Origin of the sequence: Haloarcula sp. CBA1122 (genome assembly GCF_009741785.1) — an archaeon.
Taxonomy (GTDB): Archaea; Halobacteriota; Halobacteria; order Halobacteriales; family Haloarculaceae; genus Haloarcula; species Haloarcula hispanica.
The window spans coordinates 56,315-77,886 of record NZ_WPCB01000015.1; the positions used below are offsets into that span (position 1 = coordinate 56,315).

Annotated in this window: 20 protein-coding genes and 1 pseudogene; 10 read left to right on the top strand and 11 right to left on the bottom strand. The window is 62.9% G+C overall.

The window, feature by feature from the left end; all coding sequences use genetic code 11:
- Window positions 1–84: 84 nt before the first annotated feature.
- On the top strand, window positions 85–234 hold the full coding sequence (locus GJ630_RS19495) for a hypothetical protein (protein WP_008309953.1): 150 nt from the start codon (window positions 85–87) through the stop codon (window positions 232–234).
- Here the strand turns inward: GJ630_RS19495 and GJ630_RS08230 are convergent.
- Entirely contained in the window at window positions 231–677 is a 447-nt protein-coding gene (locus GJ630_RS08230; RefSeq protein WP_064288458.1) for a DUF5799 family protein, read from the bottom strand. The genes GJ630_RS19495 and GJ630_RS08230 overlap by 4 nt on opposite strands.
- A gap of 175 nt (window positions 678–852) precedes the next feature.
- Between GJ630_RS08230 and GJ630_RS08235 the strand changes: the two genes are divergently transcribed.
- The gene (locus GJ630_RS08235) at window positions 853–2,136 is read left to right on the top strand and encodes an FIST signal transduction protein (RefSeq protein WP_191449679.1); all 1,284 of its coding nucleotides are present in this window, start codon (window positions 853–855) and stop codon (window positions 2,134–2,136) included.
- 55 nt (window positions 2,137–2,191) lie between these two features.
- Here GJ630_RS08235 and GJ630_RS08240 read toward each other — a convergent pair whose 3' ends face one another.
- Entirely contained in the window at window positions 2,192–2,587 is a 396-nt protein-coding gene (locus GJ630_RS08240) for an OsmC family protein (RefSeq protein WP_050007744.1), read from the bottom strand.
- A 167-nt stretch (window positions 2,588–2,754) separates the two neighbouring features.
- Between GJ630_RS08240 and GJ630_RS08245 the strand changes: the two genes are divergently transcribed.
- Both GJ630_RS08245 and GJ630_RS08250 read left to right on the top strand, forming a co-directional pair.
- The gene (locus GJ630_RS08245) at window positions 2,755–3,126 is read left to right on the top strand and encodes a hypothetical protein (RefSeq protein WP_191449680.1); all 372 of its coding nucleotides are present in this window, start codon (window positions 2,755–2,757) and stop codon (window positions 3,124–3,126) included.
- Between the two features lie 52 nt (window positions 3,127–3,178).
- The gene (locus GJ630_RS08250) at window positions 3,179–4,033 is read left to right on the top strand and encodes a UbiA family prenyltransferase (RefSeq protein WP_023843193.1); all 855 of its coding nucleotides are present in this window, start codon (window positions 3,179–3,181) and stop codon (window positions 4,031–4,033) included.
- 72 nt (window positions 4,034–4,105) lie between these two features.
- Here the strand turns inward: GJ630_RS08250 and GJ630_RS08255 are convergent, their stop codons facing one another.
- Window positions 4,106–4,765, bottom strand: a complete 660-nt coding sequence (locus GJ630_RS08255) for a DnaJ domain-containing protein (protein ID WP_191449681.1) — start codon at window positions 4,763–4,765, stop codon at window positions 4,106–4,108.
- A 127-nt stretch (window positions 4,766–4,892) separates the two neighbouring features.
- On the opposite strand from GJ630_RS08255, the gene GJ630_RS08260 reads away from it, so the two are divergent.
- The 3 genes from GJ630_RS08260 to GJ630_RS08270 all read left to right on the top strand — a co-directional run bounded on the left by GJ630_RS08260 (window position 4,893) and on the right by GJ630_RS08270 (window position 8,285).
- Window positions 4,893–5,441 (top strand): DUF1684 domain-containing protein, encoded by a 549-nt coding sequence (locus tag GJ630_RS08260; RefSeq protein WP_191449682.1) that lies wholly within the window; start codon window positions 4,893–4,895, stop codon window positions 5,439–5,441.
- Window positions 5,442–5,511: 70 nt separating this feature from the next.
- Window positions 5,512–6,372, top strand: coding sequence for a CPBP family intramembrane glutamic endopeptidase (locus tag GJ630_RS08265; RefSeq protein ID WP_191449683.1), 861 nt, complete (start codon window positions 5,512–5,514; stop codon window positions 6,370–6,372).
- Window positions 6,373–6,635: 263 nt separating this feature from the next.
- Window positions 6,636–8,285: a PAS domain S-box protein gene (locus GJ630_RS08270; protein ID WP_050037799.1), complete on the top strand. Its 1,650-nt coding sequence runs from the start codon at window positions 6,636–6,638 to the stop codon at window positions 8,283–8,285.
- 68 nt (window positions 8,286–8,353) lie between these two features.
- On the opposite strand, the gene GJ630_RS08275 is transcribed toward GJ630_RS08270, so the two are convergent.
- The 4 genes from GJ630_RS08275 to GJ630_RS08290 all read right to left on the bottom strand — a co-directional run bounded on the left by GJ630_RS08275 (window position 8,354) and on the right by GJ630_RS08290 (window position 14,254).
- Window positions 8,354–10,414, bottom strand: a complete 2,061-nt coding sequence (locus GJ630_RS08275; protein ID WP_191449684.1) for a TRAP transporter fused permease subunit — start codon at window positions 10,412–10,414, stop codon at window positions 8,354–8,356.
- Between the two features lie 45 nt (window positions 10,415–10,459).
- Entirely contained in the window at window positions 10,460–11,560 is a 1,101-nt protein-coding gene (locus GJ630_RS08280) for a TAXI family TRAP transporter solute-binding subunit (protein ID WP_252718756.1), read from the bottom strand.
- Window positions 11,561–12,277: 717 nt separating this feature from the next.
- Window positions 12,278–13,636, bottom strand: a complete 1,359-nt coding sequence (locus GJ630_RS08285) for an NAD(P)/FAD-dependent oxidoreductase (protein ID WP_191449685.1) — start codon at window positions 13,634–13,636, stop codon at window positions 12,278–12,280.
- A 96-nt stretch (window positions 13,637–13,732) separates the two neighbouring features.
- Window positions 13,733–14,254 carry a response regulator transcription factor gene (locus GJ630_RS08290; protein ID WP_064288463.1) on the bottom strand — a complete coding sequence of 174 codons (522 nt, stop codon included), beginning with the start codon at window positions 14,252–14,254 and terminating at the stop codon, window positions 13,733–13,735.
- Between the two features lie 216 nt (window positions 14,255–14,470).
- Here GJ630_RS08290 and GJ630_RS08295 point away from each other — a divergent pair, with 216 nt between their 5' ends.
- Entirely contained in the window at window positions 14,471–15,424 is a 954-nt protein-coding gene (locus GJ630_RS08295; protein ID WP_191449686.1) for a D-2-hydroxyacid dehydrogenase, read from the top strand.
- Here GJ630_RS08295 and GJ630_RS08300 read toward each other — a convergent pair whose 3' ends face one another.
- From GJ630_RS08300 to GJ630_RS08315, 4 genes are all read right to left on the bottom strand, one after another.
- Window positions 15,425–15,805, bottom strand: coding sequence for a hypothetical protein (locus GJ630_RS08300; protein ID WP_191449687.1), 381 nt, complete (start codon window positions 15,803–15,805; stop codon window positions 15,425–15,427).
- 92 nt (window positions 15,806–15,897) lie between these two features.
- Window positions 15,898–16,935, bottom strand: coding sequence for an aspartate-semialdehyde dehydrogenase (gene asd, locus GJ630_RS08305; protein ID WP_191449688.1), 1,038 nt, complete (start codon window positions 16,933–16,935; stop codon window positions 15,898–15,900).
- 68 nt (window positions 16,936–17,003) lie between these two features.
- The gene (locus GJ630_RS08310) at window positions 17,004–17,438 is read right to left on the bottom strand and encodes a hypothetical protein (protein WP_191449689.1); all 435 of its coding nucleotides are present in this window, start codon (window positions 17,436–17,438) and stop codon (window positions 17,004–17,006) included.
- A gap of 58 nt (window positions 17,439–17,496) precedes the next feature.
- The gene (locus tag GJ630_RS08315; RefSeq protein ID WP_191449690.1) at window positions 17,497–19,722 is read right to left on the bottom strand and encodes an AAA domain-containing protein; all 2,226 of its coding nucleotides are present in this window, start codon (window positions 19,720–19,722) and stop codon (window positions 17,497–17,499) included.
- Window positions 19,723–19,826: 104 nt separating this feature from the next.
- Here GJ630_RS08315 and GJ630_RS08320 point away from each other — a divergent pair, with 104 nt between their 5' ends.
- Window positions 19,827–20,867: a tyrosine--tRNA ligase gene (locus GJ630_RS08320; RefSeq protein ID WP_191449691.1), complete on the top strand. Its 1,041-nt coding sequence runs from the start codon at window positions 19,827–19,829 to the stop codon at window positions 20,865–20,867.
- Between the two features lie 12 nt (window positions 20,868–20,879).
- Window positions 20,880–21,572, top strand: a pseudogene (locus tag GJ630_RS08325) (class I SAM-dependent methyltransferase); the annotation flags it as partial.

A 21,572-nucleotide genomic window follows, 5' to 3' on the forward strand; every position in this document is an offset into this window, starting at 1 on the left:
TTTCGGTTCTGATTTGTTACTACTGTTCGCGTTCGTTTTTGAGCGAGGGCGGGAATTAAGTGTGTTCCAGTGAAAGGTTCGGGTATGCCATCCGTGGAACTGGACGCCGAGACAGTGGACCGCCTCGACGACCTCCGCGTCGAGGACGAATCGTACGACGACATCGTGACGGAACTCATCAACATCTACGAGGCCGAGGAGCTAACGCTGTTCCACGGCGGCGACGAGTACTAACCCTGGGCCTGCTCGCAGACGGACTTCCAGCGCCCGTTCGACTCCAGTTTCTCCTGTAACTGCTCGGCGTACGCCTGTGCGAGGCGTGCCGCTTCTTCTTCCTGTTGTTTGTCACCGCCACTGGACCCACCCAGTCCAAGTGCGTCCTTGACGCCCGAGAGGAGGCCGCCCGAGCTCCCGGACTGGTCACCGCCCGGTCCGCCCATCGGACCCTGGTTGGCGACCCGCTCCATCTCGGGCATGACGCTGGAGAGCTTCGAGGTATCGGCGACGATTCGAGCGGTGTCCGGATCACCCGGGTTCTCGATCTCGAATTCGACGGCAGTCATCACCAGCCCCCACTGCTGGCTGGAGAACGACGACGCTTTGACCTGTTCGTTGAACCGCTGGTCGACCGCCATCCGTTCGCCGGCGATGCGGTCGGTCCAGTTTGAATCGCTCATGGACTGGTGTTTGCGGGCCGGCGGTATGAGCGTTTCCCGCTCCGTGCGGTGTTCTACGGTAAAAAGCACCGTTTCTGGGCAGACTGTTACGTCTCCGGCCGACCCACTGCCACGTCTTATTGTCTTCAAAACGGTTCCAATATGTTAAGTTAGCTCACGATATACTTGCATCTCAATGACTACTGAGTTTGGGACAGGGCAGGCGACGGGGGACTCTGGCGATGCCGCAGCTATGGACGCCATACGGGAAGCCATGGACGCCATCTCGGCCAGCGAACCGGACTTCTGTCAGATTTTCTGCTCCCCGACATACGATTACGAGGCGGTGCTGTGGGGCGCTCGGAGTGTTGTCGGTTCAGATACCGAAATCGTGGGCTGTTCGTCCTCTGGAGAGTTCACTGAAGCCGGTTCGGGGAACGGAACTGTCACAGTCGGCGTCGTTTCGTCGGACTCGATGCGGTTCTTCTCCAGCCTCTCGACTGAACTCAGTGCTGATCCCGAACGCTGTCTGTTCGAAGCCGTTCATGACCTCCCCGCGAGCGGCGACCCTGCTGTCGATGGGTATCCGCATCGGACGATCATCAACCTCCACGACGGCATGGCCGGAATCGGAAACAAGGTCACGCGACTCACCGAGCAGTACCTCGACGACGAGGAGACGCCGGTCGTCGGCGGGTCTGCGGGTGACGACCTCCAGTTACAGCAGACCCACGTCTTCCGGAACGACCGCGTCGAGACGGACGCCGTCGTCCTCACGCTCATCGCCGCAGAGGACGCGCTCCCGGTGACCGTCAATCACGGCCACGAACCGATCTCCGAGGCGATGACGGTAACCCGTGCAGAGGGAAGCACTGTGTACGAACTCGACGGCAGACCTGCCTTCGAAGCCTGGCGGGACGCGATTCGGGAGGACGCGATGGAGACATACGATATCGATGTCGACGAGCTGGAGGCGGGGTCGGAAGACCTTGTCATGTTGCTCGGTCGCTACGAGCTCGGTATCGAGTCGGAGCCAGAATCTGACGCGGACGGACTCGCTTCCCGAATCAAGACCTTCATCGAGAGTAAACTCATCTCGACGACGGGATACAACATCCGATGGCCGGGCCATACAACCGACACCGAGGGGCCGCTGGACTTCGCTGTCACTGTCTCCGAAGGAACGGAAGTGGTGGTGACACATAGCAATAAATCCGACCAGGTGTATGCGGTCCGGAACGCCGCCAACAACGCTGTCAATGAACTCCGCGGCGGAAGCGTCGCGGGTGGGTTCGTCTACGACTGTGCCTGCCGTGCGATGATACTCGGCGACGACTTCGACGACGCTGTCGACACGATTCACAGCGCTATCGACGCGCCCTTCGCCGGCTTCGAAACCTACGGCGAAGTCTGCTCGGCCGACGAGGATTACACTGGCTATCACAACACGTCCTCAGTCATACTGCTGTTCCCGGAGTGACGACGACAAGCCTACTATCAGCGAAAAATAAACGCCAGCCCCTGTTCCTGCCTGCTCAGACGCCGGACTCGATGGTGATTTCGGCGTGCAGTTCGTCCTGCAGCGCCGAATGGACGTGGCAGATGTCCTCAGCGAGTTCCACGATGTCCTGCTCTTCGTCGGCAAGTGACTCTTCGACCTCGACGTGGAAGTCGATGTACTCCAGGTCGTCGTCCTCGTCGAGACCTGCGGCGACCTCGACGTCGACGCTGCCGATGTCCTCGTGCCCGTACTTGTCAGCCGCGACGCGTAGCGCCGGGATGTAACAGGAGGCGTAGTCGGCGGCAAGCACCTCGTTCGGCGACGGACCGTTCTCGCTCAGCGCGTCGACGATAAGCTCCCATTCGCCGTTGATGACGCTTTCTACTGTGTATCCTTCCTCGCACGTACTCTCGACTTCGATATCTGCCATAGCACTCCTGTGGACACAGCCCTCCCCCTAAACATTTCCTGCGTGGCATTTCTGCCTGCGGACGCGAAACGCAGTGACTCACCAGCGTGGCACCGGGCTACCGCGGGTAAACCGGCTGGCCGGGCACTGCCGAAAGATAATACACCTCCAGTCCCTACAAATGAGCAATGGAACACCTCGCCCCGTCGAACGTGCCGGTGTACGCCACGCGGGAACACCAGCGCGAGATCTGGGAGCGCTGTCGGGACCGGGGGCAGCCGGTCCTCGCCGTCAGGGACGCGACGCGGGGGTTCATCGTCCGGTACGACCTCCAGCACCTGTCGTATGAGCTCTCGGACACCACCGTGCAGGCGCTTCGTGACCGTGTCCGGTCCCGCCGACCGTACCCGAAGACCACGGACCCGATATCGGAGACGGAGGGCGTCGGTGGCGAGGCCGGCCCGGTGTCCGGCGAACTCCACGCGGACACCGAACGGGCTGCCAGAGAATTGGCCTCGCACATCTCGGGGTTCGTGCTGGACCGGTCGAACTGGCGGTAGTACCGAAACAACGCGGATGGGGATTTTTCCCACAGCCGTGCCTTGAGTTCGTATGGCAGTCGCCCGACACGAAACCGGTCCGTTCGCGGCCGTGAGTGCCCTTGCTTCGCAGGTCCATCCGGTGTTTATGCTGCCACCACTCGCGACCTCGCTGTTCGGTGGGTTGCTCTCCGGTGGGTTCTGGCCGCCGGTGGCCGCGCTCCACGCGGGTGCGATGTTCTTCGCCGTCTACACGGCTCACGTCAAGGACGGTTACGTCGATTTCCACGTCCGCGGCGAGGACGACGACCACCCGCTCACTGGTTCGGGCTGTCGCATGGCGCTGATCGGCGCAGCCCTCGGCTTCGCGCTCTGTACGGCGGCCATCTGGCTGCTGGTCGGTCCCGGCGCGGCGCTGTTGACGCTTCCGACCTGGGTCATCGGGTACACCCACGCGCCGCAGTTGGACATGAACCCCGTCGGCGCGACGATGGGCTACCCGACGGGCATCGCGCTGGCGTTGCTAGGCGGCTACTACGCTCAGGTGACAACGCTGACACCGCGAGCACTCGGTCTCGCGGCCGTGTTCCTCCTGCTGTTGACCGGCATCAAGATTATCGACGACGAGCAGGACTACGACTACGACCGGTCGATACAGAAACGGACCGTCGCCGTTGTCCTGGGCCACCAACGCGCCCGGCGGCTCGCGTTCGGACTGTTCGGCGCGGGCCTCCTTGGAATTGTCGGGCTGTCCGTGGCATTGCCCGGGGTTCCGCCGAGCGCCGCGGCGGCTGCGCTCGTCTTCGGGACGGTTGCGGCTATCGCCCAACGAGGCGACCCCGAAACCGCGACGATGCTGCTGATTCGCGGGTCGTATCTCCTGTTGGCCGTCCTCGTCACTGCTGTCTGGTTCCGACCGCTAGCGTGAGTGTGGCTGTTCTGCAAGTCGCTCGCCTCGCAGCTAGCCGCAACTGCACTCGCTCGAACCACACCTCGTCGGTCAGCCTGAAATGTGTGTGAGCATGTGGGTCGCTGAGACGACCAGCGATATCGTCACCATCGAGACGGCCATGACGCTGGCGACAACCGGCGAGAGGTCCCCGGTGAGGCCACCGACTGCGAGCAGCACGGCGGCAATGATCGTACAGACCAGCAGGGCCAGATGGACGAACAGCCACGGTCCGACACGGCGGAGTGAACCGAGCAGCGTCTCGACTCCCGACGACTGGGTCGGTCGGACTCGCTGGCCGGGCTTGTAGTACTCCGCGGCAGTCCCGTAGCCCGTGCTTCCGCCACGAGTCTGGGTGGGCCGCTGTGTCGCTTTCGCCGTTGCCCCGCCCGTCGTCCCTGTGTCGGCCCGCTGGTCGACGTACTGCTGTGCGATGTCACTGACACCGCCCGTGGCTGTTCCGCCGTCCGCGCCGCTGTCGACGTGCCTGTTGACGTATGCGTCGTGACCGAGCCGGTCGTATCGCTCCCGCTCGGCCTCGTCCGTGAGCACGTTCTTCGCCTGCGTGAGTCGCTTGAACCGTTCTCCCGCGGCGGGGTCGTCACTCACGTCCGGGTGATGCGCTTTCGTCTGTTCCCGGTAGGCGCGGACTATCGTCTCCTCGGTGGCATCTGGGTCCACCCCCAGAATACCGTAGAACGTCGCTTCCATACACACCCCTGTGTATTTATCCAGTTGGACTAGGCGTATAATAAGGTACCCACTCCCTCACGCTGCGATATCGCTCGTCTGTCGCCGAGTCGCCGGACTGAAACTGCGTGGCCGCCACCGTCTCTGTATGGACGAAGACACCAAAGACTGGGAGACACAGTTGCAAGCGAATCGGGACGAGAAAGACCGGTTCTTCGCGGAGCACCGCCAATCCCCGATTCCGCCGGAAGACCGCGACGACTTCGACGGACTCAGCTACTTCGACCCGGACCACGGCTATCGGGTCGAGGCGACGGTTACGGTCCACGAGACGCCGGAGTCAGTCGATCTGGAGACGAGCGACGACCGAACGGTGCGCTATCTCCACGTCGCGACGCTGTCGTTCGACCTCGACGGCGAGTCCCGCGAACTCCACGCGTTCCGGCAGGCCGCCGACGAGTCCCGGACGCTCTTTGTTCCGTTCCGGGACAAGACCACCGGACAGCAGAGCTACGACGGCGGCCGATACATGGAACTGGAACCCGACCGCGACCTGAGCGACGGCGACGAGATTACGCTGGATTTCAACCTCGCGTACTCGCCGTTCTGTGCCTATAGCGACACCTTCTCCTGTCCGCTCCCGCCGGAGTCGAACTGGCTCGACACCGCGGTGACGGCCGGGGAGCGGATCGACTGAGGCGTCTCTGCCGGCAGTCACGACCAATACCAAACGAATTGTTTACACATCGCCACGACCAAAGCAGTGTATGGCAACCGCGACCCGCGACAGTCCGATTCTGCAGGCCTTCCAGTACGGGTTTACGCTCTTCTCTGCGCTCTCACTGGGGGTGATTGGCCTGGGATTCGGATCGATCCTGCTTCTCACCATCGCATTTTCGCTGTCACTCGGTGCAGGAGTACAGATAACGCAAGTACAGACGCTGGTTCTCGGGCTGATAACGGTCCAGGGAATCGGCTGCCCGGTCATCGCGTACACGTACATCAAGCTCAGACCGGTGATCAGAACGAAGCTCCGCGAGGTGTTCTCTTACTCTGCGGACAGCGGCGAGTTCGATATCGGTGTTTCTGTACCGAGTTTCCGCGAGGCCGTCATCGTCGTGCTGGGCTACGCCAGCGCGATGGTCGGACTCGTGGTAGTAGCCGTCATCATCACGACGCTCGTCTCGATGTTCGGCATCGAAACGGCAACCAATCAGGCCGCGGAGATCGGCATGGAGAACCCCGATGTCCTCCTCCTGTTGATTCCCGCCTCGTTCCTCCTCATCGGTCCGGGCGAGGAACTGCTGTTCCGCGGGGTCGTTCAGGGCCGCATTCGGGACTACTTCGGCCCGATTTCGGGCGTCGCCATCGCGAGCGTCATCTTCGCCGGCATTCATTACCCCGCCCTCAGTGGCGGGTCGGTCACGGGCAAACTTGTCGGGGTGTGTGCCCTCCTCATTCCGTCGCTCATCCTCGGTGCAACCTACGAGTACACAGACAACATCGTCGTTCCGTCACTCATCCACGGCGCGTACAACGCCACGCTGTTTACTGGCCTCTACGTCACCGTGAAGTTCAGTGGTGAACTCTCGTCCGCCGCGGGTGTCCTCAGTAACAGCGGGTTCTGACCGGCCCCTGCCCCAGCAGGCCCGTACTATAGTACGTTTGTAAATCATGTGATTGGTTGCCTGGCTTGCACACGCAAGGGAGTTGGTCTTTTTCATGATCGTGTGAAACCTAAAACAGTTCAAACGGGGCTTACAGTGGCGTTATATCCGAACTAACACTTTATCACGCTCTCGACTTTTTACCCAGTAGCAGAACCTGAATCGGAGATATTACTTTGAAATGACAAACGTCTTATTAGCGTTTTTGTACAACATTCAAACAGATGGTTGGTTCAGTGCGCGTCTTACATATCGATGACGAACCGGACTTTGCCGATCTAACTGCGGCATATCTCGAGCGGGCCATGGATTCATTCAGCGTCGACACCGCGATGCGGGTCGACGAGGTCATCACGGACCGCCCGCAGGACACGTATGACTGTATTATCAGCGACTACGATATGCCTGGCATGAACGGGCTGGAGTTCCTCGAACGGATTCGCGAGGACGCACCGAAGCTTCCGTTCATCCTCTACACTGGGAAGGGCAGCGAAGAGATCGCGGCCGAGGCAATCTCCGCAGGTGTCACGGACTATATCCAGAAGGAACCGGGAACGTCCCAGTACACGGTGCTAGCGAACAGGGTGCAAAACGCGGTCGAAGCCCGCAGAGACGAACTGCAAGTCACGCGTGGTCACCGCGCAATGAACGCGGCCTGGGACGGCATCAGCACACTGGACGACGAGGGTCGGTTCACCTATTTGAACGACGCCTACGCAGCCACGTTCGGCTACGAGCGCGACGAGCTTCTGGGCGAACACTGGCAGAAAATCCACTCGGCAGAGAGCCTCAAAACGGTCGATGATGAAATACTCCCGGCTGTCAACGAGAACGGGACGTGGACGGGTGAGACACTGCTCGAACGCGCCGACGGGACACAGTTCATCGGCGAGCACACCGTCGCGAGTATCGCAAATGACGGCTCCGTCTGCGTAGTCCGTGACCGGACTGACCGCGAAGAACTCGACAAACAACTGCGACACGAGCGCGAGCGGTTCCGGCTACTCGTCGATGCGGTCGAGAATTACGCGATGTTTCTGCTCGACCCCGACGGCCTCATCCAGTCGTGGAACGCCGGTGCGAAACAGCTCATGCAGTACGAGGAATCTGATATCCTCGGCGAGCACTTCTCGACGTTTCACACAGAGAAACAGGTGGCCGACGGCATTCCCGACCAACTGCTGCGAGAAGCCGGGGAATGCGGCAAGGCCACCGACCGCGGGCTCCGCGTTCGGAAGGACGGGAGCACGTTCTGGGCAGATGTGGCCATCACTGAACTCCGGGAAAACGGCGACTCCCGTGGCTTTGCGAAAGTGGTCAAGGACATCACGGAGGAGATCGAACGGGAGCGGCTACAGGCGACGGCCGAACGCTACCGAGAGAAACTCTACGAGGTCACGAACGATTTGGATCGCCGGTTCGAACAGCGGTTAGTCGACGTACTGGAACTCGGTGTCGAGTATCTTGCCGTCGACCAGAGCCATCTCGTCACAATCGACCCTGAGGCGGGAACACATGAAATAATCGCCATTAGCGGCGACCCGTCTCTCACTACCCCCGGCGACATCACGTCACTCTCCGAGACCTACTGCCGACGAACCGTCGAATCCGACGGTCTACTCTCTATCTACAACGCCGAGCGACTAGATCTGGATGACGACCCTGCATACCGGCGGTACGGTATCGGCTGTTACCTCGGTGCGAAAATCGAAGTCGACGGCGAGCTGTTCGGGACGGTCTGTTTCGTTGCTCGTGACCCCCGGTCGGAGCCGTTCAGACAGGACGAACAGGCCTTCGTCGAACTGCTCGCCCGCTGGCTCAAATACGAACTGAGCCGACGCGACGGACAGATCCAGTGGCCGCTAAAACCCTAGAATCTGGGAACGATACCGTGTCGGTCAGCGTCTCGGGCTGACCTAAGACCTGACCTATGGCGGGCAGGTCAGTCGTCGACTGAGGCCTGTTCGGACTGTCCGGTTTCGGATCCGGAATCGTATCTCACCTCCATGTACAGCAACGCGAAGATGGTGAGTGTTGCGACGGTCTGTACGGCAGCGGTCATCGGCGCCAGCGGAGCGAACATCGCTGCTCCCGCAGCCACCAGTAGCCCGGCGCGACTCGGAATCCTGAGTTGGCCAGAGAAGTAGTTGACAATGGCTGCCACGGCGGCGACGAGACCGATTCCCACGACGACGAACGTAATCGGTGTCGCCGGAACCGACCAGAACAACAGGCTATCGTTGACGACGAAGATGTACGGAAGAACAAACAGCGGCGCCCCGAGCACGAGCGACTTTCCGGCAGTCCGCCAGAAATTCCCGCCTGCGACCCTGGCTGTGACGAGGCAGGCGATGGCAACCGGCGGCGTCAGCGCCGAGAGAATCGCGAAGTAGAACACGAAGAAGTGCGCGGCGAGCAGGTCGACACCGGCCTCGGTCAGTGCCGGTGCGATCAGCAGCACGGCCGTGATGTAGGCCGCGACGGTCGGCATCCCGAGACCAAAGAGAAGCGCCGCGATCATCGCGAACATGAGCAACAGCGCGAGCACGCCTCCCGAGAGTTCAACGAGGCTGGAGGCGAACACCTGCGTGAATCCGGTGAGGTTCAATACACCGACGAAGATGTTCATCACGCCCAGCGATACCGCAATCGGGGCCGCGTTTTCCATTCCGCGACCCAGGCCATCCATAGTGTCCACGAAAAAGTCGCGAACCCCGTAGCCATCGCGAAAAAAGATCCCCTGGACGAACGCGGCCGGGAACGCGGACATTATCGAGAGGAACCCTGCGTACAGCGGATCGTACAGGAGAACGACCAGTGCGTACAGGAGAACGGCCAGCGGAACCCACAGCGCGAGCCCCTCGACGAGCAGGTTACGAACCGATATCTGACCGAAGGAAACAGCGGTTGTCGTTCGGCCGAAGATCCTATCGAGTGCGTTTTTCCGATCCCTGTCGACCGTCTCTACGTCGGTCAGTTCTTCCTCGTCAATCTCGCTCGTGAGCCCTTCTTTGACGGTTGTCAGATGAACACCGATAGCGACCGTTCCGTAGAACAGGAGTGCCGGCAGGAATCCGACGACGATAATCTTCAGGTAGCTCGTCCCGGTGATCTCGGCCATTATGAATGCCGCTGCACCCATGATCGGTGGCATAATCTGGCCGCCGCTGGAGGCCACCGCCTCGTAGGCCGCTGCGGTATCTCTGTCGAGCCCGTGGCGCTTGAGCAATGGGATGGTAAACGCGCCCGTCGTCGCCGCGTTGGCGGCCGCGCTGCCGTTGACCGACCCCATACCCATGCTTGCGACCGTCGTCATCTGCGCCAATCCGGACCGGACCCGTTTGCCGATCAGCGTTCCGACCTGGACGAAATACTCCAGCGCGCCGTACGCTTCCAACAGCCCCGCGAGGATCATGAAGATAATAATAAACGTCCCCGAAACCTCGACAATGACGCCGAAGACGCCGCTGCCGAACTCAACTGTCAGACCCTGCACCAGTCGTTCGGCCTGAACTCCATTGTGGTTCAAAATACCCGGGAAATACGGGCCATACAGCGCATAGACAAGGCCAGCTACGCCGACCAGCGACAGCATCGGACCGTAAACCCGCCTGCAAACATCCAACAACAGCAGGATGATCAACAGCCCCATGAACAAGTCGAGGTCGGTGTATATCCCGAGTTGCTCGTAGACGATGCGGTTGAAGGCCGTAAAGAGGTAGACGGCGACGACGGCCGAGAGAGCGGCCTCAAATAGCGTCGCGTAGTTTCCGAACCGCTCCCGGCGCGTCTCGGGTTCGGGGGTATACGCGAGGACAGCCGCCCCGACGAGCATGAATCCGAGGTGGGCGATCTTGTGTTGGTCCTGTTCGAACGGGAACAGCCGGGTGAACCAGAGGTGATAGACCGTCGAGGCGACTCCCAAGGCTATCAGGAACCCGTACTTGGCCATGCGTACCCGGGACGGGTCGACCCAGCTCCCGGTTGTGTGTTCCCCCGTCATGGCTGGCGTTGATGGGGTGGGCGGACGAGAGACGGGTCGCTCGCGTTACCCCTCATACTCCTCAAGTGTGGTCAGTCCGTCCTTCCAGAGGTCCTGCTCCTTGTAATACTTCTCAGCGCCGGGATGGACGGGTGCGTTCGGCGAGGGGAGTAAGAATTCCTGCGCGAAGTCCGGACCGGCGCGAGAGAGCACTGAACTCGCCTCACGGACCGCGTCGATGTCCTCCATGACGGTACGGACGAACTCATAGCCCAACTCCTCAGATACCTCGGCCGGGAAGATAGTTTCATAGCCGACGCCAACTGCCGGAATGGAGTCCATTCGAATGTCCTGCCTGTCCCAGAGGCCGGCCGGCGTTTCGATGTACGTGTAGGGCAGATCGGAGTTGGCTAAATCTGACTCGTCGAACTCCCAGTTGACGACCGCGACGTCGGCCTGTGCGCCGGCCTCCTGCGCCCACCCGGTCAGTACTTCACGGCTGACTCCGTAGACCATCATCATATCGAGACGGCCGTCAGCGAACTGTGCCCCCTGGTCTCCCCAGCTCATCGACTGGAGGTCGTACTTGTCCTCGACGTTGTCGATCCCGGACAGTCGGAACCCGTCAAGGCCCGCGAAGTAGTTCGTCCCGCCGCGCTGACCGAACGCCATCGAGACCGACCCGTCCTGGGGAATGTCCGACACCGACTCGATGCCTTCGAGTGCATCGTCAGTCCGCCTGACGAGGTAGTACTCCAGAGTCATGAACGGTAACACCTGCGTCATCGTCTTCCCGACCGGTTCCCCGTACGGGTCTCCGCCGCTGTTTGAGCGCGCGACTGCCCAGTCGGTACTCTGGGCGATATCGATGTCTCCCTGAGCGATCAACCGAGGGTTTGCGGCGGTCCCGCCGGTCGTCTGGGCGCTCATGCTGATGTCGTCGGACTTTTCCGAGAGCAGCTGTGCCATCGCTACCCCCGACGCGTGAGTCGCCGTCTCCGGCCCTGACGTTCCAATTGTCCAATTTGTACTGCCGCCACTGCCGCCACTACCACCGCTATCGCCGCCACTACTCTCGCCGCCACCGCTATCCTCGCCACCGCTGTCGCCGCTACCGCCGTCCCCACTACAGCCAGCGAGGCCTGTCAGACCAGCTGTACCGACCATTTTCAAGAAGCTACGCCGCTCGGAAACCGATTCATCCTGATTGTTACTGAACATCATCTAAACTACAACTATGCTGTCAACCAACCTATATTTAAATGTTACTGCAAGTATTTTTGTCATACTGCCATCGGCTGCGGAAACAGACAACGCAATCCTGAGTGAATCTTCAAATCTCGGGCAATAGTGACCACTCAGCGGCAGTATCGAGACTGCGAAAACCTGAAAGACGTGGGTCAACTCGACAGTCCCACTGTTGGGAATACCATATCAACGATTCCCGGAGACCCGGCTAACAGGGTACCATCACGGAGAAATTCGTCTCAGTGACACAGCAGAGCCACTGTGGCTCTGTCCGTATCATGTCAAATATTGCCACTAGTAGACTCGAAATGTACGCCCGGAACACTAACGTCCGGCATCATCCTCGGCGGTGTGCCACGTCAGCCGGCAAACCCTCGTGCCGGGCGGGTCGCCGGATACGGCGACCGATTGCGCGAGCGGCGTCAGCCGCGAGCGCGGGTGATTATGGCGTAATCACCGAACGCCCAGACGGTGCAACCGTCTGGCGGGTCGTCGATAGACGACCAAGTGCGGTATGAACCGCGGTCATGTCGCGTGCCCGGGTTCTCCGGGTCGTCATCGTCCCGGTGACGGGTCTCAGCCGGGGATTGAAGGCACGCACTAGCAGTTCGCCGGTCGCACACCTAAGGGTGACGTTCAGACGGCGTAGTCGTCCTCGCGCAGTTGGACGTACTTGCCGTTGCGGTAGGAGAACTTCCCCCACTTGTACCCGAGGACCATCTTAATGCCGTTGAGGCCGCCACGGAGCGCCGCGTCGGCCTTGATGCCACGGGCGTCCATCAGGTCGTTGGCGGTGGTAAAGGCCCGGTCCCAGTCGCCGGGCCGCCAGTCCCGGACCATGTCCGCGAAGGTAACGTTCCGGAGGATTTCGTTGCCGATGGCGTCGTGCCAGGCGTCGTTGTACCGTTCGAGGCGGTCGTTCGCGGCGAGGCGACCGGCTATCTTCCCGGTGCGAACGGCGACGTGATCGCCGCCCTCGTGGAACGCCGAGGTGGTCCCCATTGCCCCGCCGGCCACGGCGATGCCGGCACCCACCGGGGACTCTATCGGTCGGGTCGAGGAGATGGGGTACGTCTCCGTCCCTTTCGATTTCCCGCGGTCCTCGACGAGCGGGAAGTCCTCAAGATCGTACGCCTGGAACTCCTGTTCGAGCAGTCGCTCGATGTACTGCCGGCCCTGTGGGATGCTGTCGTCGCTCTCTCTGAGCAGGCCCCACTCGCTGCGGTCGTAGGCGTCGATGTCCAAGCCGATGGGCATCGTCAGACCGATGCGGGCGACGGGGGCGTCGTTCGGGAAAATCCACGGATACGCCGTGTGGCCGGGCATGATGCCCCACCAGAACTCGATGAACTCCGGCGTGAACAGTTCCTCGGGCATCCGTCGGTGCTCCTGATAGGCGATGTGGTTGGCCTTGTTCGAGGGCATGATGTCGGCCATCGTCTGTCCGGCCGGGAGGACCTGGTCGAGCGTCCCGCCAGTGACGGTCCGCTGTGGGCCATCCGCGAGGATCACGTACTCAGCGGCGATATCTTCACCGTTGGCCAGCCGAACGGTGTGTCGTGGCGAACTCCTCAGGTCGGTCTCGACGCCGGTGACGCTGACGCCGACGCGGTAGTCCGCGCCCGCTTCCGTCGCCCGTTCGCGGAGCCAGTCGTCGAATCGCGCCCGGTGGAACGTGATGCCGAAGCCGTCGGCGCTGGAACTGATACCGGTCTCTGTGAGCGTCATCTCCGTTGAGGGGCCATAGAACTTCGCCCCGTCGAGTTCGCTCAGCACAACATCCTCGGGGAACTCCGACCGTGGAATGTCCATGATGTCGAACCAGTAATCGAGCAGCCCGGCGGCGTCCGTCGAGTCCGGCCCCGCCCCCTCGCGGTCGGCTCTGGGGACCCCCTTTTCGAGAAGGACGGCGTCGGCCCCGTGGTCGGCTGCAGCCTCGGCCGCCGACGACCCGGCCGGGCCACCACCCACAATGGCGACGTCTACGTGTTCCATACCCGCTACGGTGTCCCGCGCCCGCTAAAACCTATTGTCTTGCATCGAATCCGCGGTCTGACGACCCTCTGTGTCTGAACTGGAATGCACTGCGCGCTACGGTTCGGACGCTGCGTCGGCGAGTGACACGTCGTGTTGTTCCAGCCGTTCGACGGCCCGCTTGTACGCGTCGCTCTCCGCGAGCGCTGTCGCTCGGACAGCGTCAGCGACTGTGTCTCGTCGGTCGGCAAGTCCCAGGAGTTCCCGGCGCTCCGTCTCGTATTCGCACCGGCGCTGAACTGCCGAGAGTACCGACAACAGGGTATCCCGGTCGGCAGGCTTTCTGAGATACGAATCGACGGGAATGTCCAGAATATCCACGTCCGGCTTGACGCTACTGATCATTACGACCGCAGGGGTAACTGACCGCTGTCGGAGCTTTTCGGCGACCGTTTCGCCGCTCAGTTTCGGCATCTGCCGGTCCAGCAGTACCGCATCGATTGAGTCGTCAATCCGCTGTAACCCTGTACGGCCGTCACCGGCCTCTATAACCTCGTATTCTTCCGGAAGCCAAAGTTTGTAGAGCTGTCTATAGTCCGTATCGTCATCGATCACCGCAACGCTCGTCGGTCTCCCCATTCCTTCGAAGTTCTACGTTGGTCATCCTACAAATATGCTAAGATATCGGTATACTATTAGTACAAATTTTACTAATCTAGACTGGTAATTCCTCCGTTCTCTAAATACAAAAATTCTAATAATACTTCCGGCGCGCGGTCACCAGACTGCCGGCACCGTTTTGAGGCCCCCGCGTGGAACAGCCGGTATGACTCCGCACGTCACAGGAGGGGTTCAATGGCCGACATCGTCGTGACCCGATACGACGTTCACGGAATGCCGGTCGACCAGTACGCGGCAGCGCTCCGGGAGCGACTGCCGGAGTGGGACATCGCCATCGCGGAGACGCCCGAAGCCGAGCGCGACCTGATTGCGAACGCAACGGTTCTGACCGGCAACGATGTCTCGCCGGACCTGGTCGATACTGCCGACTCGCTGAAGCTGTTTGCAGGGACATACGCTGGATACGACCACCTCCCGCTCTCGGAACTGGCCGACCGCGACATCGCGCTTACCACGGCCTCCGGCGTCCACGGTCCGAACGTCGCTGAGAACGTCGTCGGGTCGTGGCTCGCCTTCGCTAGGGGCTTTTTCACCGCCCGCCGCCACCAGCGCGACCACGTCTGGCAGTCGTTTCACACCGACGACTTCGCCGGTAGCCGGGTCTGTGTCGTCGGGCTGGGAGAAATCGGCGAGGCCATCGTCGACCGTGTGCAGGGGTTCGACGTGGAGACCGTCGGCGTCCGCTACTCGCCGGAAAAGGGCGGCCCGACCGACGAGGTGTACGGCTTCGACGAGATTCACGAGGCGGTCACTGACACGGAGTACATCGGACTCGCCTGCCCACTCACCGACGAGACGCGCCACCTCATCGACGAGGAGGTGTTCGAGACGATGCCTCCCAGCGCGGTGCTCACCAACGTCGCCCGCGGCCCGGTCGTCGACACCGATGCGCTGGTTACTGCGCTCCAGCGCAACCACATCGGCGGCGCGGCACTGGACGTGACCGACCCCGAACCGCTGCCCAGCGGCCATCCGCTGTGGGACTTCGAGAACGTCCTCATCACGCCACATAACGCCGGCCACACGCCGAGCTACTACGAGCGGCTGGCCGATATCGTCGCCGAGAACGTCCAGCGGGCAGAGCGAACCGGCGAGTGGGACGGACTCAGGAACCAGATCGAACTGTAGTCACTGCCGGCTGGCGAGATATCCGGCGCGGGCTTCGTACACCAGATACGAGACAACGGTCACACCGAACACGCCGCCGAGTAGGTGCGCGACTGTAACGCTCCCGAGGCTAGTGCTCCCGACGGTACCCTGCAGCAGTTCGACTACGGCCACTACCGCCGCGAGCCCAATGTACCGCCAGCGGGCCGCGACCGGAAGCGTCTCGCTATCACCTGCCAGCGCGAGATACAGGTGTGTGCCAGCCAGAACGGCGAAGTACGTAGCTGCGACGAGCACGACCGAGGCGACAGGGCCGAGCGGAACCGCCCGGAACAGGAGCGCCCAGACGAGGACAACAGCGCTCACCACCCCGATCTGAAGCTTCGTATCACGTGGGACCATACGCCAGAAGTCGCGTCTGGTCGTGAAAAAATATCGGACTGACTAGCAGTTCTCGTGCGACTCGGAAGAACGGCACTCGGCGACCGTGACCGTTACAGATAGCCGCGCTTCTTGAGCAGTTCGCCGTTCAGCACGCTCGCGCCTGCGGCACCGCGCATCGTGTTGTGTGCGAGGCAGTTGAACTGGACGCCGTCGGTCGTCTCGCGGAACCCACCGACTGCGACGCCCATGCCGTCCTCAACGTTGCGGTCAAGGCGGGGCTGTGGGCGGTCCGGTTCCTCGAACACCGTGATGAGTTTCTCCGGCGAGGACGGCAGGTCGATACCGGTAGCCGACTCCATCGCGGCCTCGGCGTCGGCCGTGGAGATGTCCTCCGCGGTGTCGGCCCAGACGTTTTCGAGGTGGCCGTCGAGCGTCGGGATGCGGTTACAGGAGGCGGCCACGTCCATCTCGTTGCGGTGGACCTCCGCGCCGTCGAACGAACCCAGGAGCTTGCGCGATTCGGTCTCCATCTTCTGCTCTTCGCCGCCGATGTGCGGGATGGCGTTGTCGATGATCTCCATCGACGAGACGCCGGAGTAGCCCGCGCCGGAGACGGCCTGAAGCGTCGAGACACGTACGTCGGTCAGGTCGAACTCTCGGTCGAGGGTGGCCAGCGGCGGGACCATCGTAATCGTCGAGCAGTTCGGGTTCTTCAGGAGCGCGCCGTCCCAGCCACGTTCGTCGCGCTGGACTTCGAGGAGGTCGACGTGGTCGGCGTTGACCTCTGGGATGATGAGCGGCACGTCCTCGTCCATCCGGCCGTTCGAGGAGTTCGAGGAGACAGTGTAGCCGGCCTCGCAGAACTCCGGTTCGACCTCCGCGCCGACGCTCGACGGGAGCGAAGAAAAGATGAGATCGACGTCGTCGGGTACCGAATCAGGGTCGGTGGCGCGGACCTCTAACCCGGCCACGTCCTCGGGAATCGGGGAGTCGACGCGCCACTTGGCGGCGTCCTTGTATGTCTCGCCAACGCTTGCGTCGCTGGCCGTCAGTGCTGCAATCTCGAACTCGGAGTGGGGGTCGAGCAGTTGGATCAGTCGCTGCCCGACTGCGCCAGTCGCACCGAGCACACCTACGCGTACAGTCATCGCTTGACACACGGCTGTGGGTGGTCAAAACAGTTTGGATACGGAGCGATACCGCTGCCTTCGTAGGATTACTCACCCTCGGTGTCCTCGAAGACCCACTCGATGACGCGAGCCTCCACGAGGTCCCGCTCTTCGACGTAGGGGTCGTCGCGGTTCGCCAGCGTCTCCTCGGCTTCGGCGCACATCTCCGATTCGATCTCCGTGTGGTCCGGCTCGTCCCGGATGTCGTTCAGCAGCGCTTCGAAGTCTTCCCGGAGGTCGAAGGAAGCGCGAGCGGCGTTACACCGGGACAGCGGGCTCATCCCGGTCTCTAACACGAGGTCACGTACCGTCTCCCAATCGGAGTCACAGAAGTAGATGGACACCTCGCCGACGATGTCCTGCCAGGCGATGGGGTCGGCGTGCTTGAGCAGTGGGACCGCCCGCGGCGGCAGGTCCAGACGGGTCTTCGTGTCGGGATTCCCGCACAGACAGCAGGCCTTCTCCGTTTTCCCCGTGTACATGTGAGACAGTTGTGTCGGACGTATTTGGACCCATCGCAGTCGGGCGGTCGCTGGCCGGCTACACCGGAATGAATTCAGGGTCCACGTCGTTCAGGCGGTCGGTGTTCGAGACGAACTGGTAGAAGTCGCTGTAGAGGTCCGTACACTTCCCGTCGGCGTCGTAACGGAGTGTGTGCCAGTCGGCGACGACGGCGCAGTAGCGCTTCGCTCGCGTGAGCGCGACGTTCAGCCGCCGCGGCCCGTCGACCGGCCGCCCGAGGAAGCCGACATTTCCGTCGGCGTTGCTCCGGACGAGCGACAGCACGATGGCCGTCCGTTCGCCGCCCTGAAACGAGTCGATGGTGTCGACGGTGACGCTGTCCGCATCGTCAGTACGCTCCGTGAGTGTTTCACGAATGCGAGACACTTGTGCGCTGTACGGTGTGATGACGCCGATTTCGTTGGCCGGCACGTCCGACAGCAGGTCCTCAACGAGATGCGCGACGAGGCGGGCTTCGGTGGGATTGGACTTGGAGTGCCCGACGGTCTCGACCCGCCCGCCGACGTTGTACCCCTCTATCGCTGGCCGGTCGGGAAGCGGGTCGACGGCCCGCCCGTTCCGCAGCGTTCGGTCGTAGAACCGCCGGTTCGGGAAGTACGCGATGTCCCGGTGCATCCGGTACTGGGTCTGGAGCTGGAGGCCGACACCATCGTAGACGCCGCCGTCAGCGTAGAGATGCTCGAACAGCGAGTGGCCGTAGCTCGACGCCGGAGGTTCGTCGCTCGCGCTGTAGGGCGGGAGCTGTCGGTGGTCGCCGGTGAGCACGGCGCGGTCGGCCCGGACCAGCGGGATACACGACGCCGCACAGGTCGACTGCGTCGCCTCGTCGAGCACGACCAGATCGAACTCCCGGGAGAGCGTGGCGGCGCTGTTGTTCGTCACCGCTACCACGTCGGCCCGCCCGGGTACGTCGCCGTAGGCCCGCCGGACGACGCCGTTCGACGACTGGCCCGCGTTCACGCGGTCGAGGGTGTAGTCGCCGTCGCCGTGCTGGCCGTACGCGTGCAGCGACTGCGGGTCCGCCGTGTCGTCCGTCGACGACCCCGCCACGAGGTTGTCGACGGCCTGGTTCGAGTCGGCACACACTAGCACGTCCTCACCAGCCTGTGCGGCCCGTCGGACGATTTCGACCAGCGTCCGCGTCTTTCCGGTCCCCGGCGGGCCGTGAATACAGAACAGGTCGTCGGCAAGGAGCGCGTGCTCGACGGCCAGTTGCTGCTCCTGGTTCAGTTCCTCGTCGAACTGGTCGCTCCGGGCGGCCGCCCCGTTCGAGAAAGTTATCGGCCGGTCGCCGGCGAGCACGTCCCGGAAGCGGTGGTCAGACAAGGCCTCGACCGCCTCCCGTTCGCGGTCGAACGGAACGGGGTTGAGCAATGCTGTGAGTCCGTAGGTGGCGTCACCGTCGGTGAGCGCGCTTTCCAGTGTCGTCGCCCCGTCGACCTCGGCCCAGTTCACCGCGAGCCAGACCGACCGCCCGCGGATACGCTCGACCGTCGCCGCGACCGGGAACGGGCCGGTCGCTCGGGACCCGTCCACGTCGTGGACCAGCACCTCGTTCCCCTGGTGGATGCCGAAGACGGATTCCACGACGAAGGCCCAGTCGCCGCTCCATTCGGCGGCAACGTCGGCGGGCGGGTCGACGCGGAACCGGTACGTTCCGTCGTCCCTCCCCCGTGCGTGGAGTTCGGGGACCGCGTCGCCACCGGCCTCGTACACCTCGCCCGGCGAGCGCCGCTCGGCCCGTTCTCGGTTGTGCTGGCGAGTCGCTTCGCGTTCGCGTTCGACGTGTGCGTGAAGGCCCGCAATCAGGTCATCTCGCGGTATCGGGTTCCGCGGCGGCTCACTGTCGTCTATCGGTGAGTCGTAGGAGGGCGGGTACGTCTCCGGGACGTAGTCGGAGTGCCAGAAGCGGATCCGGTCGGCGAGTCCCGTGGCCCCGAAGTCGTCCGCGTCGACGAAGTCACGTTCGCCGTCGCGCTCGAAAACGAATATTCCGCCGTGAAGGGAGTGGTCGGTGAAGGCGACGAACTCGCCGGTGAGCCGCGCCGAACCCGGTTCGTGCAGCGGGATGCACACCCAGTCCTCCTCGGGGTGGGCGAGTCCGTCGTGGTGGCTCGCGAACTCGGCGACGGGCCGTGCGGGGATGACATCGCCGCGGTCGTCGAGGGCGTCGTCATCGGGGACACACAGCGTGGCGTCGTCGAGGTCGAAGGACCCGATGACGTGGTCGAACAGGAGCGACATCTACCCCCGATTGTGCCCCGCTGTCGTAAAACAGTACGGCCCACCCCGACAGCCCGTCACACCGGACAGGAACGTTTTAATCGCCGGACCGGCCACACATCGGTATGGATACCGCCGAGCGACTCGATCTGGTGACGCAACACACCACAGAGGTCGTCACCGAGGACGAACTGCAAACGCTGTTCGAGGAGAGCGACCCGTCGGCGTACATCGGCTACGCGCCGACCGGCGAGATGCACATCGGCCACTTCACGACGATGCGAAAGCTCGCGGACTTCCTGCGGGCCGGCGTCGACGTGACGGTCCTCATCGCGGACCTGCACGCCCATCTTGACGACAACAAATCGCCGTTCGACCTACTTGACGCCCGCTCGGCCTACTACGAGACGGCCATCGAGGGCATGATTGAAGCAGCCGGCGCGGACCCCGAAGACGTGACCTTCGTCCGCGGGACCGACTTCCAGCTCGACGAGGAGTACACGCTCGAGATGTACCGGATGGCTGCCGAGACGACCATTTCGCGGACCCAGCGCGCGGCCAGCGAGGTCGTCCGCGAGTCCGACAGCCCGAACCTCGGCGGACTCATCTACCCGCTGATGCAGACGCTCGACGTGAAGGCACTCGATGCCGACATCGCTTACGGCGGTGTCGACCAGCGCGGCATCTACATGCTCTCGCGCGAAATCCTCCCGGACCACGGCGGCGAGTCGCCGATCTGTCTGTTCGCGCCGCTGCTGTCGGGCCTGTCCGGCGGCAAGATGAGCGCCTCGGACGAAGCGTCGAAGGTCAACCTCACCGACAGCCCCGATGAGGTCGACGAGAAAATCAATCAGGCGTACTGCCCAGCCGGCGAGGTCGAGGAGAACGGCGTGCTGGAGTACCTCCAGCACCTCGTCTTTCCGGTGCTGGACGTTCGCGGCGATTCGTTCGTCGTCGAGCGCCCGGAGGAGTACGGCGGCGACCTGACCTACGAGAGCTACGACGAGGTCGAATCGGACTTCGTCAGCGGCGAACTCCACCCCGCCGACCTGAAGCCGTCGGCCGCCAGCGCGATCTCGGACGTTATCGACCCGGTTCGGGAGCGACTGGCCGACGAGGACGAGCTACTCGCCGAGGCCTACCCCGAAAAGTACGGCGCGGAGTAACGCGGTCGACCGATGCCGTCTCGTGACACTGCTGCCGGCGATGCTGACGGGGAGCCATCGCGGGCCGCCGTCCGCCGGACCTACGAGGACATCGGCGATCACTTCTCGAGACCCGCGAGTACGCCTGGCCGGAGGTCGAATCGTTCGTCGACGAGTCCAGCAGTGTCGGGACGCGCTCGATGTCGGCTGCGGCAACGGCCGCCACGCGGAACTGCTCGCTGGGGTCGCTGACCGCGTCGTCGGCCTCGACGCCAGCCGCGCGCTCCTGCGGGCGGCGACCGACCGCGTCGGCGACAGCGTGGCGCTACTGCAGGGCGACGCGACCCGCCTTCCGCTCGCTGCCGGGGCCGTTGACCTCGCGGTGTACGTCGCGACGCTGCATCACCTCCCGTCACAGGCCGCCCGTCGCGCCAGTCTGGACGAACTGGCCCGCGTCCTCGCGCCGGGCGCTCGGGCGCTCGTCAGCGCGTGGAGCACGGCCACGACCGCTTCGACGCCGACCCCGAGCGCGGACGAGGGCTTTGACACGACCGTCGACTGGACGCTCCCGGCGGCGAGACGGTCCCGCGGTTCTACCACATCTACGCGCCGGCCGAGTTCGAGCGCGATGTCGCCGACAGCGACCTCCGGCTCGTCTCGATGGAGCTGTCAAGCGGCAACTGGTTACGGGGTCGTCGAGCAGAAGGGAACGCACTTAATTGCCTT